Annotated in this window: 14 protein-coding genes; 4 read left to right on the top strand and 10 right to left on the bottom strand. The window is 64.9% G+C overall.

The genetic code is table 11. The annotated features are described in order from the left end of the window. Window positions 1-50: 50 nt before the first annotated feature. Window positions 51-1427, bottom strand: coding sequence for an FAD-containing oxidoreductase (locus AC1Q6Z_RS01135; protein WP_492647225.1), 1377 nt, complete (start codon window positions 1425-1427; stop codon window positions 51-53). Continuing rightward, window positions 1424-1891 (bottom strand): DUF4126 domain-containing protein, encoded by a 468-nt coding sequence (locus AC1Q6Z_RS01140; protein ID WP_492647226.1) that lies wholly within the window; start codon window positions 1889-1891, stop codon window positions 1424-1426. Before AC1Q6Z_RS01140 ends, AC1Q6Z_RS01135 begins: the two co-directional genes overlap by 4 nt. Before the next feature lie 329 nt (window positions 1892-2220). Between AC1Q6Z_RS01140 and osmF the strand changes: the two genes are divergently transcribed. The 4 genes from osmF to AC1Q6Z_RS01160 are packed head-to-tail and all read left to right on the top strand — an operon-like array spanning window position 2221 to window position 6023. Continuing rightward, window positions 2221-3132 carry a glycine betaine ABC transporter substrate-binding protein OsmF gene (gene osmF / locus AC1Q6Z_RS01145; protein ID WP_256119868.1) on the top strand — a complete coding sequence of 304 codons (912 nt, stop codon included), beginning with the start codon at window positions 2221-2223 and terminating at the stop codon, window positions 3130-3132. Window positions 3133-3187: 55 nt separating this feature from the next. Further along, window positions 3188-4348 carry an ABC transporter permease gene (locus AC1Q6Z_RS01150; RefSeq protein ID WP_492646461.1) on the top strand — a complete coding sequence of 387 codons (1161 nt, stop codon included), beginning with the start codon at window positions 3188-3190 and terminating at the stop codon, window positions 4346-4348. Further along, the gene (locus tag AC1Q6Z_RS01155) at window positions 4345-5283 is read left to right on the top strand and encodes an ABC transporter ATP-binding protein (protein WP_492646462.1); all 939 of its coding nucleotides are present in this window, start codon (window positions 4345-4347) and stop codon (window positions 5281-5283) included. The genes AC1Q6Z_RS01150 and AC1Q6Z_RS01155 overlap by 4 nt, the downstream gene beginning before the upstream one ends. After that, entirely contained in the window at window positions 5280-6023 is a 744-nt protein-coding gene (locus tag AC1Q6Z_RS01160) for an ABC transporter permease (protein ID WP_492646463.1), read from the top strand. Before AC1Q6Z_RS01155 ends, AC1Q6Z_RS01160 begins: the two co-directional genes overlap by 4 nt. Here AC1Q6Z_RS01160 and AC1Q6Z_RS01165 read toward each other — a convergent pair. The 8 genes from AC1Q6Z_RS01165 to AC1Q6Z_RS01200 all read right to left on the bottom strand — a co-directional run bounded on the left by AC1Q6Z_RS01165 (window position 6020) and on the right by AC1Q6Z_RS01200 (window position 14584). After that, window positions 6020-6337, bottom strand: a complete 318-nt coding sequence (locus tag AC1Q6Z_RS01165; protein WP_256119864.1) for a Dabb family protein — start codon at window positions 6335-6337, stop codon at window positions 6020-6022. The two genes, AC1Q6Z_RS01160 and AC1Q6Z_RS01165, sit on opposite strands and share 4 nt — an antisense overlap. An 8-nt stretch (window positions 6338-6345) precedes the next feature. Continuing rightward, the gene (locus AC1Q6Z_RS01170) at window positions 6346-8001 is read right to left on the bottom strand and encodes a GMC family oxidoreductase (RefSeq protein ID WP_492646464.1); all 1656 of its coding nucleotides are present in this window, start codon (window positions 7999-8001) and stop codon (window positions 6346-6348) included. A 36-nt stretch (window positions 8002-8037) separates the two neighbouring features. After that, window positions 8038-8808: a 3-ketoacyl-ACP reductase gene (locus AC1Q6Z_RS01175; protein ID WP_492646465.1), complete on the bottom strand. Its 771-nt coding sequence runs from the start codon at window positions 8806-8808 to the stop codon at window positions 8038-8040. Continuing rightward, window positions 8805-10313, bottom strand: coding sequence for a GMC oxidoreductase (locus tag AC1Q6Z_RS01180; RefSeq protein ID WP_492646466.1), 1509 nt, complete (start codon window positions 10311-10313; stop codon window positions 8805-8807). The genes AC1Q6Z_RS01175 and AC1Q6Z_RS01180 overlap by 4 nt, the downstream gene beginning before the upstream one ends. 7 nt (window positions 10314-10320) lie before the next feature. Then, on the bottom strand, window positions 10321-11451 hold the full coding sequence (locus AC1Q6Z_RS01185; protein WP_435266374.1) for an ABC transporter ATP-binding protein: 1131 nt from the start codon (window positions 11449-11451) through the stop codon (window positions 10321-10323). A 5-nt stretch (window positions 11452-11456) separates the two neighbouring features. Next, window positions 11457-12338 (bottom strand): carbohydrate ABC transporter permease, encoded by an 882-nt coding sequence (locus AC1Q6Z_RS01190; RefSeq protein ID WP_256119859.1) that lies wholly within the window; start codon window positions 12336-12338, stop codon window positions 11457-11459. Further along, entirely contained in the window at window positions 12335-13216 is an 882-nt protein-coding gene (locus AC1Q6Z_RS01195) for a carbohydrate ABC transporter permease (protein WP_256119858.1), read from the bottom strand. Before AC1Q6Z_RS01195 ends, AC1Q6Z_RS01190 begins: the two co-directional genes overlap by 4 nt. A 153-nt stretch (window positions 13217-13369) precedes the next feature. Further along, the gene (locus AC1Q6Z_RS01200) at window positions 13370-14584 is read right to left on the bottom strand and encodes an ABC transporter substrate-binding protein (protein ID WP_435266569.1); all 1215 of its coding nucleotides are present in this window, start codon (window positions 14582-14584) and stop codon (window positions 13370-13372) included. Window positions 14585-14908: the final 324 nt, after the last annotated feature.

Consider the following 14908-nt stretch of genomic DNA (forward strand, 5'->3'; position numbering starts at 1 on the left):
AGGGGCTCCTCACAAATGTAAAAAGCCCGGGAGCGATCCCGGGCCTTCTCTCAGTCCACCGGCTGCATGTCCCCGAACACCGTCGGGATCAGCTCCGCCACCGTTGGATGGATATGCACCGCGTGGGTGATCGTCGTGTAGGGCTTGCCTGCATACATCACGTCCAGGATGCTCTGCACCGCCTCGTCGCAGCTCGTGCCGAGGAGGGAGGCGCCGAGGATTTCCTTGGTCTCGGCATCGGCGATCACTTTCATGAAGCCGAGCGTTTCGCCCTTTTCCTTGGCGCGGCCCACCCGTGTCATCGGGCGGGTGCCGATCAGCAGTTTGCGGCCGGTCTTGCGTGCCTCCGTCTCGCTCATGCCGGCGCGGCCGAGGGGCGGGTCGATGTAGAGCGCGTAGGTCTGGATGCGATCCGAGACCTTGCGCGGCTTGTTGTCGAGCAGGTTGGCGGCGACGATTTCGAAGTCGTTATAGGCCGTGTGGGTGAAGGCGCCGCGGCCGTTGCAGTCGCCCATGGCGAAGATGCCCGGCACGTTGCTTTCGAGCCGCTCGTCCACGCTAACATAGCCGCGCTTGTCCACCGTCACACCCGCCTTGTCGAGGCCGAGATCGTCGGTGTTCGGCCGCCTGCCGGTGGCGAGCAGGATGTGGGAGCCGGTGATTTCTGGCGGACCGGCCGTGCAATCGACGCCGACCCCGACGCCATCCTCCTGCCGGAAGAAACGAATGCACTCCGCGCCGGTGCGGATATGGATGCCTTCGCGCTCAAGGATGTCTCGCACGGCGGCGCTGACGTCCTCGTCCTCGCGGGCGATCAGCCGTGGCCCTTTCTCGACCACCGTGACCTCCGAGCCGAACCGGCGGAACATCTGGGCAAATTCCAGCCCGATATAACTGCCTCCGATGACAACCAGGTGTTTCGGCACCGCGGCCAGGTCCATCATCGACACATTGTCGAGATAGGGCACGTCGCCGACGCCCGGGAAATCCGGCACGACGGCCCGGCCGCCGACATTGAGGAAGATCTGTTTGCCCGACAGCAGTTCGTCGCCGACGCGGATCTCGGTCGGGCTTTCGAAACGCGCATGGCCGCGGATGAAGGTCAGGCCCTCCATCCCTTCTAGCCAGTCCTCGTTGCCCTTGCGGGCGTCGAAGCGCACCTTGTCCTTGCGCGCCATGACCTTGGCGAAGTCGATGGAGATATCCCCCGTCACCACGCCATACTCGGCGCCGCGGCGGGCGAGGTGGGCGGCGTAGGCGCTGGCGACCATGGCTTTGGTCGGCATGCAGCCGGTGTTGACGCAGGTACCGCCGACGAGCTTGCGCTCGATGAGCGCGACCGTCTTGCCGGCGGCCGTCAGCCGGCCGGCGAGCGACGGGCCGGCCTGGCCCGCCCCGATGATGATGGCGTCGAACGTGCGCATCAGACGACCGACGAGACGACGAAGAGGCCGAGCAGCACGGCGACGGCATCTTCCAAGAGTGCGATCGGCAGGTCCCTGCCGCCGGTGGCCGCGACGAGGCGCTGGCGGGCTTCCGCGCCGCCGAGCGTGCCGATGACCGCGCCGATGACGCCGGCAACCAGACCCCCGATCAGCGCGCCGCCGGCCGTGCCGATGACCGCGCCGCAGAAGGCGCCGCTGACGATGCGTGCGCCGAATTGCTGCGGCACCTTGCGGCTCGGCGTGCTCGGCAACTGGTCGGTGACGAATTCGACCAGCGCCAGGATGCCGAAGATATAGGGCGTGAAGCGATAGCCCATGAAGGCCGCCCAGATGCCGGAAACCGGCAGCCAGCCCAGCGCGGCGCCGATGCTGACGGCGGCTGGTGCTGTCATCGCCCGAAGCCCCGCCACCACGCCGATCAGCAAGGCAAGAATATAGATGCTCATGTGTCCCCTCATGAAATCTGCGCCGGACATCGGCCCGGGACGTTTCCCCGGCAAGGTGATGAAATGCGGTCTTTGAAAATGGGAGCGGGCCTTCGCGAAGAGTGTCGGATGCGACCGGCAATTGCAACGCGTTTCTGTTGCCAAAACCGTTCTCGTCGCACAATCTTGAAAGCGCTTTGAACGCGGCAACAAACGTCGTGCAAAGTCTCGCTGGCGCGGTCTATTTTTTGCGATTCACTGCCATATATGAAATGCTTTGCCCGGACGGGCGTTCCCAAACGTGGTCTGAATGCCACTCCGGGTTCCCGCACAGAACGAAAGGTTTTCTCATGCGCCCTGCAGTCAAATTCATCGGAGCCGCTCTGGCCCTCGGCCTCATGGCTGGTGCCGCCCAGGCCCAGGTCGTCGTCTCGTCGAAGATCGACACCGAGGGTGGCGTGCTCGGCAACATCATCCTCGCCGTGCTGAATGCCAATGGCATCGAGACGACCGACCGCGTGCAGCTTGGTGCCACGCCGGTCGTGCGCCAGGCGATCATCGCGGGCGAGATCGACATCTACCCGGAATATACCGGCAATGCCGCCTTCTTCTTCGAGAAGGCCGACGATCCGGCCTGGAAGGATGCGGCCAAGGCCTATGAGCTCGCCAAGACGCTCGATTTCGACGCCAACAAGATCGTCTGGCTGACGCCGTCGCCGGCCAATAACACCTGGGCGATCGCGCTGCGCAAGGATGTGGCCGAGCCGAACAAGCTCGTGACGCTGACCGACTTCGGCAAATATGTCGCCGGTGGCGGCCAGGTGGTGCTTGCCGCTTCCTCCGAATTCGTGAACTCGGCTGCGGCCCTGCCGGCCTTCCAGACGACCTACGCCTTCACGCTGAAGCCGGAACAGCTGATCACGCTTTCGGGCGGTGACACGGCTGCCACGATTGCCGCCGCCGCCAACCAGACCAACAATGCCAATGCCGCGATGGTTTATGGCACGGATGGCGGCATCGCGCCGTCGGGCCTCGTCGTTCTGGAAGACGACAAGGGCGTGCAGCCGGTCTATCAGCCGTCGCCGATCATCCGGGAAGAGGTGCTGAAGGCCAATCCGCAGATCGAGGAAATCCTGAAGCCCGTCTTCGAAAAGCTCGATCTCGTGACGCTGCAGGATTTGAACGGCCGCGTCCAGGTTGGCGGCGAGCCGGCCAAGGCCGTTGCCGAGGACTTCCTGAAGAAGAACGGCTTCATCAAGTAAGCTCGCTTGTCCTCCGCCCGGCCGGGCGGAGGACGTCTCTCCCCGAAAGGTGCGCATGCGGTTCAGGATCGACAAGCTCGGCGTGGTGATCGCCGCATTGCTGGCCTATGGCGCGTTTCTGGCGCCGTTCGCCAATTTTCGCGCAAACCGAATCGTGCCCGGCGAGGCGCGGTCGATCATCGAGGCGCTTCCCGCCGGGCTGGGCGCTACGTTCCTCGTCTTTGCCGTCGTCGCCATCGTCCTCATCGTGGCGAAGACGCCGACCCTCTTCCGGCTGGTGCTGGGCCTTGTCGCGCTGCTTGCGCTTGCCATCCTCATCGGCCTTGCCGCCGGCCACCTGACGCCGCCGGAGAATACCTATGCCCGCGTCTCGCCGGCCTCGGGCTTCTGGCTCACGAGCTTCGCTTTCGCCCTGGTGACCACCGATGCGCTGGCGCGGCTGAAACTTTCGCCGCTTGCCCGCGTCGCGCTGCTCGCGGCCGTTGCCGCCGCTGCCGCAGCACTGCTGACGTCCGGTGTCTGGGATGGCATGTCGATCCTCAAGGAATATAGTAGCCGCGCCGAAACTTTCTGGCTGGAGGCGAGCCGGCATGTCGTGCTGGCGCTCGGCTCGCTGGCGGCTGCGGTGCTCGTCGGCCTGCCGCTCGGCATCCTCTGCCATCGCGTCGAGGCGCTGCGGGCCGGCGTGCTCAATGTGCTGAACATCATCCAGACGATCCCGTCGATCGCGCTGTTCGGCCTGCTGATCGCGCCGCTCGGCTGGATTGCGCTCAATGTGCCTGGGGCCGCGGCAATCGGCATCCGGGGCATCGGCGCGGCACCCGCTTTCGTCGCGCTCTTTCTCTATTCGCTGCTGCCGGTCGTCGCCAATACGGTGGTCGGCCTTGCCGGCGTGCCGCGCGATGCGAACGATGCGGCGCGCGGTATCGGCATGACGGACCGCCAGCGGCTCTTCGGCGTCGAACTGCCGCTCGCCTTCCCGGTCATTCTCACCGGCATCCGCATCGTGCTCGTGCAGAATATCGGGCTTGCGACGATTGCGGCGCTGATCGGCGGCGGCGGTTTCGGCGTCTTCGTTTTCCAGGGCATCGGCCAGACGGCCATGGACCTCGTGCTGCTCGGCGCGGTGCCGACCGTCGCGCTCGCCTTCGCCGCCGCCATCGTTCTCGATGCCGCGACCGAACTTTCCAGCAACAAACCCGGCAGGGCCGCATGATCGAGATCGACACCATCACCAAGCGCTACGGCGAAACGACCGTCGTCGACACGGTCTCGATGACGATAGCGCCGCGCACGATCACCGTCATCGTCGGCACGTCCGGCTCCGGCAAGACAACGCTGATGCGCATGATCAACCGCCTCGTCGAGCCGACGTCGGGAAAGATCCTGATCGACGGCGAGCCGAACAGCGCGATCCCCGGCTACGAGCTGCGCCGCCGCATCGGCTATGCCATCCAGGGCCATGGCCTCTTCCCGCACCGCACCGTCGGGGAAAACATCGCCACCGTGCCGACGCTGCTCGGCTGGGACAAGTCCCGCATCGATGCGAAGGTCAAGGAACTGCTGACGCTCTTCCAGCTCGATCCCGCTGCCTTCGGCCCGCGGTATCCGCACGAGCTTTCCGGCGGCCAGCAGCAGCGCGTCGGCGTCGCCCGCGCACTTGCCGCCGAGCCGAACATCCTGCTGATGGACGAACCTTTTGGCGCGCTCGACCCGGTTATTAGAGCGAAGGCGCAGGAGGACCTGCTGGCGATCCAGAAACATTTCGGCACGACCATCGTGCTGGTCACCCATGACATGGAAGAGGCCTTCCATCTCGCCGACAAGATCGCCGTCATGGACAAGGGCAAGATCGTGCAGTACGCCGCGCCCCAGGACATGCTGGTGAACCCGGCGACCGATTTCGTCGAGACGCTGATCGGCGCCGGCGAGCGGCCGTTCAGGCTGCTGTCGATCGGCACCGTCGCCGATGCGGCTGAGGCCGGCGAGGCGGAGGGCGAGCCGATTGCCGCGGCGCTCAGCCAGCGCGATGCGCTTTCCGCGCTGCTCTGGTCCGGCCGTGAGGCTCTGCCGGTCGTCGGCGCCGATGGTGCGCCGCTCGGCCGCGTGACGCTCGCCTCCCTGACCCGCCGTGCCGCGAGGCCGCAATGAAGCGGCTCCTGCCCAATCTCCTGCGACTGGCGGTGCTGGTGATCCTGATCGCCTTCCTCGTGCAGCCCATGCTGTTCGAGCCGCTGCTGAAGCCGCTCGCGCAGGCCAATGCGCCTGCGGTCTATAACCAGGGCAGCCTGCTGTCGCTGACGCTCTCGCATCTCGCCACGGTTTTCACCGCCACGCTCGCCGCGACCATCGTCGCGGTCGGGCTTGCCATTCTCGTCACACGGCCGATCGGCACGGAATTCCTGCCGCTGTCGCGCAGCCTGGTGAACATCGGCCAGACCTTTCCGCCCGTCGCGGTGCTGGCGCTCGCCGTTCCCGCCGTCGGCTTCGGCGAGAAGCCGACGCTGATCGCGCTCTTCCTCTACGGCCTGCTGCCGATCTTCGAGAATGCCATGACGGGTCTTTCCACCCTGCCGCCGGCGATCGTCGAGGCCGCGCGCGGCACGGGCATGACGGCGTGGCAGCGGCTGACCAAGGTGGAGCTGCCGCTGGCTCTGCCGGTCATTCTCGCGGGCATTCGTCTCTCGGTGACGATCAGCCTTGCCACCGCCACCATCGGTTCGACGGTGGCGGCCAAGACGCTCGGCGAGGTCATCATCGCCGGCCTGCAATCCAACAACCTCGCCTTCGTGCTGCAAGGCGGCCTTGTGGTCGCCGTGCTGGCGGTGCTGATCTACGATGCCTTTTCCGCTGTCGAGCGGGTGCTGGCGCGCCGGGCTGGACGGGTTTAGTCGTCGGTTTCCAGATCGTAGACGAGGATGCCCGCGATGCCGCCTTCGGCAGCGGCGACGAGCCGGCCGCCGGTCTGCTTGTGCTCCGGATCCTCCAGATAGGCATCCCGCGCAAAACTGTCGGCGAAGTCGACGATGAAGCCGTCGGCAAACCCCTTGTCCATGCCCTCTTCCGGGCTGACATTCGTGCCGATATGGACGGCGAGCATGCCCGGCAGGCGCTCCTTCAAGGCGTCGATCTCGTTGAAGAGCTCGGCCTTGTAGTGGGCGGAAATGGTGGGCTTGAAGTGGATGAAGACGCAGTGGCGGATCATGGTATCCCCTATCTTATGTCGGCGCGGGCACGGGGCCGCGCATCGTTGCGTTCATGCAGGAAGACCTGGGCCGGCAGCGCCGGCAGGCCGCGGATGATGTCGGCGCCCTTTTCGCCCACCATGATGGTCGGCGCATTGGTGTTGGACGAAGGAACGCGCGGCATGACAGAACTGTCGCAGACGCGCAGGCCTTCAAGCCCATGCACCTTCAGATCGAGGCCGACCACGGCGTCCGCCCCCGTGCCCATCTTGCAGGTGCCGACGGGGTGGTGGTCGGTCTTGGCATTGGCGCAGCCATAGGCAAACAGGTCCTCGTCGGTCATAGCCTTCGGCCCCGGTAGCCGCTCGGCCAGCACATAGGGTTTCAGCGCGGCCTGCTGCATGATCTCGCGGGCGAGCTTCAGGCCTTCGATCGACATTTTGCGGTCGTGCGGATCTTCCCAGTAGTTCGGGTCGATCAGCGGTGCGGCGGAGGGATCGGCGGAGGACAGCCGGACCGTGCCGCGCGAGCGCGGATGCAGGTAGGCGGAGTTCAGCGTCACGCCGGCGTTCTTCAGCTTTTCGACGCCCGCCTCGATGCCGGAGCCGAGGCCGAGGTGGAACTGGATGTCCGGCGAGCGCGCATCCGGATCGGCATACCAGAAGCCGCCGGTCTCGAAGAGCGAGGAGGCGACGGGGCCGGAGCGGAAGAGCACATATTGCAGGCCGGCCCAGAGCGTGCGGTGCAGCTTGGCGACGCCGTCATAGGTGTGGTCGCCGGTGCATTCGGAAATCACGAACAGGTCGAGATGGTCCTGCAGGTTGGAGCCGACGCCGGGCAGGTCGTGCTTGACCGCGACGCCGACGGATTTCAGGTGATCGGCCGGGCCAATGCCGGATTGCTGCAGCAGTTTCGGCGAGCCGATGGCGCCGGAGGAGACGAGCACTTCGCGTTCCGCCCGGATCGTCTCCATGCCCTTCGCCGTCACCACCTCGACGCCGATGGCGCGCGTGCCTTCCAGCACGATGCGGGCGACGCGGGCGCCGGTGCGGATCGTCAGGTTCTTGCGGTCCTTGATCGGCGAGAGGTAGGCGAGCGAGGCGGAGGAGCGGCGGCGGTTGCGCTGGGTCAGTTGGTAGAAGCCGACACCCGCCTGTTGGCGGCCGTTGAAATCGTGGTTGTAGGGAATGCCGAGCTCCTGGCCGGCGCGCAGATAGGCGTCGCAGATCGGCAGCGCCGAAACCGGCATGGAGACGCCGAGCGGCCCGCCATAGGAATGGTAGTCGTCGGCAAAACGCTGGTTGTCTTCGGCGCGCTTGAAATAGGGCAGGATTTCCCGGTAGCTCCAGCCCTCGCAGCCGTCTTCGCTGGCCCAGAGGTCGTAGTCGGCCGCATTGCCGCGGGCATAGAGCTGCGCATTGATGGAGGAGCCGCCGCCGAGAACCTTCGCCTGTGTATAGCGCAGCACGCGGCCCTTCATGTGCTTTTGCGGAACCGTCTCCCAGCCCCAGCTTGCAACACCCTTGGTCATCTTGGCAAAGCCGGCCGGCATATGGAACAGCGGGTTCCAGTCCCCGCCGCCGGCTTCCAGCAGCAGCACGCGCACGCTCGGATCTTCCGAGAGGCGGTTTGCCAGCACGCAGCCGGCAGGCCCGGCGCCGGTGATGATGTAGTCGTAGGTCATGTCTTCGTCCTCAGAATTTTTCGCGGGCGCGGCGGCTCACAGCCGGCCGATCGAAAGCCCGCCGTCGAGATTGATCACCGAGCCGGTGGCGAAGGCGAACTGGCCTGTCGCGAGGGCGGCGGCGGCGGAGCCTATGTCGTCCGGTTCGCCCCAGCGCTTCATCGGCACGAGGCCGCCTTCGATCAGCGTGTCGTATTTTCCCGAAACGCCGGCCGTCATGTCGGAGCGGATGATGCCGGGGCGGATTTCGAAGACGGAGATGCCGGTGTCCGCGAGCCGCAGCGCCAGCCCCTGGCTGAAGGCGGCAAGTCCGGCCTTTGTCATGCAGTAGTCCAGCCGTTCCGGCGAGGCGAGCGAGGCGGAGACGGAGGTGATGTTGATGACCGAGCGCGGGCCGGCGGCCTGTTTCGAATGCAGCATCGCCTTCAGCACGGCTTGCGTGAAGAACACCGTGCCGCGCAGGTTGGTGGCGACGATCGTGTCGAAGTTCTCCGGTGCGAGATCGAGGAAATCGCCGCGCACGACGGAGGCGATGCCGGCATTGTTGACGAGGCAGCCGATGGCGCCGAGCCGATCTTCGATCGCCGCGACGGTTGCGGCATGGCTAGAGAGATCGGCGAGGTCGGCCTTGAGGTAGATCGCGCGGCCGTCGAACTCGGCCAGCATGGCGTCGGTCGCGGCGTCCCCTTCGCCGATGCCGGTGATGGCGATGTCGAAGCCCTGCGCCGCGAGCGCTTTTGCGATGCCGAGGCCGATGCCGCGGCGGCCGCCGGTGACGATGGCGACGGGGCGTGCTGGTGTCGTCATGCGGCGAGATCCCTCGATTTGATGCGGTCCGCGACGCGCAGCGCCTGGGCGGCGACCGACAGCGCCGGGTTCACCGCGGCCGAGGTCGGAAGGTAGGAAGCGTCGACCACGAAGAGGTTCGGATGGTCATAGGCGCGGCTCCAGATATCGAGCGGCGCCGTCGCCGGATCGTTGCCGATGCGCACTGTGCCGCATTGATGCGAGGGCGTGCGCTTGTCGAAGGCGCGGGCGAGCACGATGGGGAAACCGGCCTTCTTCAGCGCGGCCTTCAACTTGGTCACGAGGTCGAGATGGGCCTGCCAGTTGGTGCGGGTCCATTTCATGACGATGCGGTCGCGGTCTACCGTGATGCGGCTTTCGGGATGCGGCAGGTCCTCGCTCATCGCGTAGAAATCGATGGCATGGGAGGCGACCTGTTCCAGCAGCCATTCCGGCGCGGAGGGCATATTGGCCTTCAGGATCTTTCCCGAGACGCGGCCGAGAAGCTGCACATTGCCGAGCGGCGCGCCGCCATTGCCGTCCGAAAGGTAGTAGTCGTTGAAGCCAAAGCTCTTCTGGTAGACGGAGGTGTTTTTATAAAAGGGCGAGACGCCGATCACGGCGCTCGAATTGTGGTTCATGAAGTTGCGACCGACCTGATCGGAGCTGTTGGCGAGCCCCTTGGGAAAGGCCTCCGAGGCCGAACGAAGCAGCAGCACGGCCGATTGCACGGCGCCGGCCGAGAGGATCACCAGTTTTGTCGAGATGCTGTGCGCCTCGCCGTCGCGCATGTAATGCACGGTCGAGATGGTGCGGCCGTGCGGGGCGGTGGCGAGCCTCGTCACCCGGCAATTGGTGCGCAGCTCGACATTCGGGTGCCTGAGGGCTTCGGCGAGGGCCGTGCTTTCGGCATCCATCTTGCCGTCGTTGGCGTTCGGATGCGCGTCCCATGGCGTCTTCGCCTTGGCAAGCCAGCGGTCGATATCGACACCGAGCGGCAGGGAATAGGGGTGCAGGCCGTTCGCCTTCATCTTCGCGCGCACCTTCGCGATTGCCGGTTCGTCCGGCACGGGCGGGAAGGGGTAGGGCGCGGAATGGTGCGGTTCGCTCGGGTCCTCGCCGAGCGTGCCGCGCACATTGTAGAGCTTTTCGGCGGCGGAGTACCACGGTTCCAGCTCTTCATAGGGGAAGGGCCAGGCGGGGGAGACGCCGTCGCGGTGCTTCATCTCCTCGAAGTCTTCCTTGCGGTAGCGCACAAGCACCGCCCCGTAGAATTTCGAGTTGCCGCCGACATTGTAGTAGTTGCCAGGGTTGAAGGCGGTGCCGTCGGCCTCGTACCACATCTCCTTCGGGCGGAAATGGCCGCGCTGGAAGATGGCGCGCTGGTCGCGGTTTTCCGGACGGTCGGGCAGGTGGTCGCCCGCTTCCAGGATGACGATCCTTGCGCCCGTCGGGGCGAGGGCGGCGGCCATGGTGGAGCCGCCGATGCCCGATCCGATGATGACGATGTCCGGCTGCGTTGTCATGGTCTACTCAGGCGATGCGAAGCTGGCTGGCGGGGTCGAAGAACACGGCCTTGTCGAGGTTGAAGGCGAGGCGCGCGGTCTGGCCGGCGGCGATGCGCACGTCGGCGCGAAGTCGTGCGACGATCTCCTTGCCGCCGAGATGGGTGACGGCGAAGGTGTCGGCGCCGGCGGGCTCCACCACCTCGATCAGGCAATCGCCCTCGGCAACGGTGCGGGCATTGCGGTCCGCGCCGTCCGGGTCGGTCAGGGCTTCCGGGCGGATGCCGAAGATCACGTCCTTGCCTTTGTAGGCGGCCAGTCCGCCGGGCGCGTTCGGCACGGACAGCACCAGCGGCTCGGCCTGGTGGCGGGCAAGCGAGACGGCCATGCCGGCGCCGTTCTGTTCGATCCTCGCAGAAAGCAGGTTCATCGCGGGCGAGCCCATGAAGTCGGCGACGAAGATGTTGGCGGGGTTGTTGTAGATTTCCGCCGGCGAGCCGAACTGTTGCAGCACGCCATCCTTCAAGACGGCGATCTTGGTGGCGAGCGTCATCGCCTCGATCTGGTCATGCGTCACGTAGACGATGGTGGTCTTCATGCGCTGGTGCAGGCGTTTGATTTCCGTGCGCATGTCGACGCGCAGCTTCGCGTCGAGGTTCGACAGTGGCTCGTCGAACAGGAAGAGCTTCGGGTCGCGCACCAGCGCGCGGCCCATGGCGACGCGCTGGCGCTGACCGCCGGAGAGCTGGCCGGGCTTGCGCTCCAGCAGATGGCCGATCTGGAGCATGTCGGCGACCTGCTTGATCGCCTTGTCGCGCTCTTCCTTCGGCACGCCGCGGATTTCCATGCCGAAGGCGATGTTCCCGCCGACCGTCATGTTCGGATAGAGCGCGTAGGACTGGAACACCATGGCGATGTCGCGCTTGGACGGGTGCAGACCCGCGACCGAGCGGCCGTCGATGGCGATGTCGCCCGACGTGATCGGCTCCAGGCCGGCGATGGTGTTGAGCAGCGTGGACTTGCCGCAGCCGGACGGGCCGACCAGCACGAGGAAGCCGCCCTGCTCGATCTCGAGGTTGATGTCCTTGAGGATTTCGAGCGAACCGTAGGATTTGCGCAGATTGCTGATCTTGAGGAAAGATGTCTGTGTTGAAGACATGGGGCTTATCCTTTCACGGCGCCGGACATCAGGCCGCGCACGAAGTACCGTCCGGAGACGATGTAGACGATGAGGGTGGGCAGTGCGGCGAGGATCGCGCCTGCGAAGTGAACGTTGTATTCCTTCACGCCGGTCGAGGACGAGACGAGGTTGTTGAGTGCCACCGTCATCGGCGTGGTGTTCGCGCCGGAGAAGGAGGCGCCGAACAGGAAGTCGTTCCAGATATTGGTGAACTGCCAGATGACGGAGACGACGATGATCGGCCCCGAGGACGGCAGCAGGATGCGGTAGAAGATCTGGAAGAAGCTCGCGCCGTCGATCTGTGCCGCGCGCACCAGCTCGGTCGGGAAGTTTTCGTAATAGTTGCGGAAGTAGAGCGTGGTGAAGCCGAGGCCGTAGACGATATGCACCAGGATGAGGCCCCAAAGCGAACCGGCTAGTCCCAGCATGCCGAGGATGCGCGCCATGGGGATCAGCACGATCTGGAACGGGATGAAGCAGGAGAGGAGCAGCAGGCCGAAGAAGATGTTCGAGCCCTTGAACTGCCACTTGGTGAGCACATAACCGTTGAGCGCGCCGATGATGGTGGAGATCGCCACGGCCGGCACGACCATCAGGATCGAGTTGATGAAGAAGGGGCGAAGGCCCGTCGGTTGCACGCCGATCTGCGCCGTCGACCAGGCTTGCAGCCAGGGCTCGATCGTCCAGACCTGCGGCAGGTTCAGCATGCCGCCCTGGCGGATTTCGTCCAGCGGCTTCAGCGAGTTCACCAGCATCACGTAGAGCGGCAGCATGTAGTAGACGGCGAACAGGATGAGCGCGGTGTAGATGAGGGCGCGCGTCAGCTTGTTGTGCGAGATGACGTTGTCGGGATTTTGAGCGCTCATCGGCCTTTGCCTCCGCGGATTTCGGAATAGAGGTAGGGGATGATGATCGAGAAGATCATGACCAGCATGATGATGGCCGACGAGGCGCCGATGCCCATCTGGTTGCGGGTGAAGGTGTAGGAATACATGAAGGTCGCCGGCAGTTCGGTCGCCTGGCCGGGGCCGCCGCCGGTCAGCGCCACCACAAGGTCGTAGGCCTTGATGGCGAGGTGGGCGAGCACGACGAAGGCCGACAGGAAGACCGGGCGCATCAGCGGAATGATGATGCGGCGATAGATGGTGGTGGTCGAGGCGCCGTCGATCTGGGCGGCCTTGATGATCTCGTTGTCGACGCCGCGAAGGCCGGCGAGGAACATCGCCATGACGAAGCCGGAGGACTGCCAGACGGCGGCGATTACCACGCAGTAGATGGCGTAGTTGCGGTCCTTGATCCAGTTGAAGGCGAAGCTCTCCCAGCCCCAGAGATGCATGGTGTTCTCAAGCCCGATGCCGGGATCGAGGAACCACTTCCAGGCCGTGCCCGTCACGATGAAGGAGAGCGCCATCGGATAGAGGTAGATCGGCCGCAGGATGCCTTCCGCGCGGATCTTCTGGTCGAGCAGGATGGCGAGCCCCAGACCCAGCACCGAGCAGATGACGATGTAGAGCGAGGCGAAGATCGCGAGATTGGAGATCGCCCGCCACCAGTGCGGCAGCGCCCAGAGCTTGGTGTAGTTGCTCAGTCCCACGAAGTTGTAGGAGGGCAGCATCTTGCTGTCCGTCAGCGACAGGAAGCCCGTATAGGCGATGAAGCCGTAGACGAAGACGAGCACGATGAGGAAACTGGGTGCCAGCACGAGCTTCGGCAAAAGCTCCTGCAGCCGGCTGCGGCTATCCATGGTCGATACCACCGTTGAAATCGGGTTGCAGGGCGGCGCGTGGCCCCCTCATCCGGCTGCCGCCACCTTCTCCCCGCCGGGGAGAAGGGCTTTGCCGCGACGTTCAAATCCCCTCTCCCCAGCGGGGAGAGGGTAGGGTGAGGGGCTAGCCCCTTACTTCGCAGCCTCGACGGCGGCCTTGAGTTCCGTCACGGCCTCCTCGGAGGAAAGCTCGCCGTTGAACTGGCGGGTCACGACGTCATAGATCGCGTTCTTGACGGAGGCCGGGTTGGCGTGGCCGTGTGCCATGGAACCGAACAGCGAGCCGTTGGTGTTGGCTTCCGCGAGGTCCTTGATGGCCTTCTTGCCGCAATCGTCGAAGGCTTCGTCCGAGACGTCGGTGCGCGCCGGCGCCGAGCCCTTGACCACGTTGAAGGCCGACTGGAAGGCCGGGCTCTCGATGGCGGATGCCATCACGAGCTGCGAGGGAACCTTGTCTTCGGCAACCTTGAACATCGCGAACTGGTCGGAGTTGAAGGTGACCGAACCCTGCGTGCCCGGGAAGCGCATGCAGACGAAGTCCGTGCCCGGCTTCTTGCCGGCCTTGATGAATTCGCCCTTCGCCCAGTCGCCCATGAACTGCACGCCGGCCTTGCCTTCGATGACCATGGCGGACGCGAGGTTCCAGTCACGGCCCGAGAAGTTGTCGTCCACATAGGAGCGCAGCTTCGTCATGCGGTCGAAGGCTTCCTTCATCTGGGGGCTGCCCAGCGTTTCCGGATCGAGGTCGATGAAGGCCTTCTTGTAGAAGTCGTTGCCGAAGGATAGCACGACCGCGTCGAAGATCGTCGCGTCCTGCCACGGCTGGCCACCATGCGCCACCGGCGTGATGCCCTGTTCCTTGAACTTGTCGAGAAGGGCGACGAGTTCATCCCAGTTCGTCGGCTCCTTGCCGCCGGCTGCATCGAGGGCCGCCTTGTTGACCCAGACCCAGTTCGTGGAGTGCACGTTGACGGGTGCTGCGATCCAGTGGCCGTCATACTTCGAGAATTGCTGGAGCGCGGTCGGAATGACCTTGTCCCAGCCTTCCTTGGCGGCCACGTCGTCGAGATTGCCGAGTGCGCCTTCCTTGGCCCAGTCGAGAATGTCGAAGCCGAGCATCTGCACGGCGGTCGGGGCGTTACCGCCCGTGACGCGGGCGCGCAGAACCGTCATGGCTTCCGTGCCGCCACCGCCGGCAACCGGCATGTCGGTCCAGGAAATGCCCTTGGCTTCCAGATCCTTCTTCAGGACGTCGAGGGCGGCTGCCTCGCCGCCGGAAGTCCACCAGTGCAGAACCTCGACGCCTTCGGCTGCCTTGGTAGCGGACATGCCGCCCATGGTCATCATTACCGCGGCGATCGCAGTGGTTGTCAGAAACTTGCGCATCGTATTCCTCCCGTTTGCAAGTTCGAGGGCGAGAGCCTCCTCCCGCCGATTTCCCCGATGCCCTTGAAGGCATCGGAATTCCGTTTGCGGCTCAAAGTGCCGCGCCAATTTAAAACGTTGTAAATTTGCGGAGTCAAGTCGCTCCGGTAGCAGAGGCCATGTGCTTTCGCAAATGCGGTAAATTCAGGAAGTGCAGGCAATTGCCGCAAATCCGGGCGCTTTTTGCAGTGCACGGAAAACGTTTTAAATTCTGTGCAGCGCAAGATTGCTAGAGGCGGGGTGCGC

It is taken from the genome of Shinella sp. GW835-FHT14H05 (genome assembly GCF_058793575.1).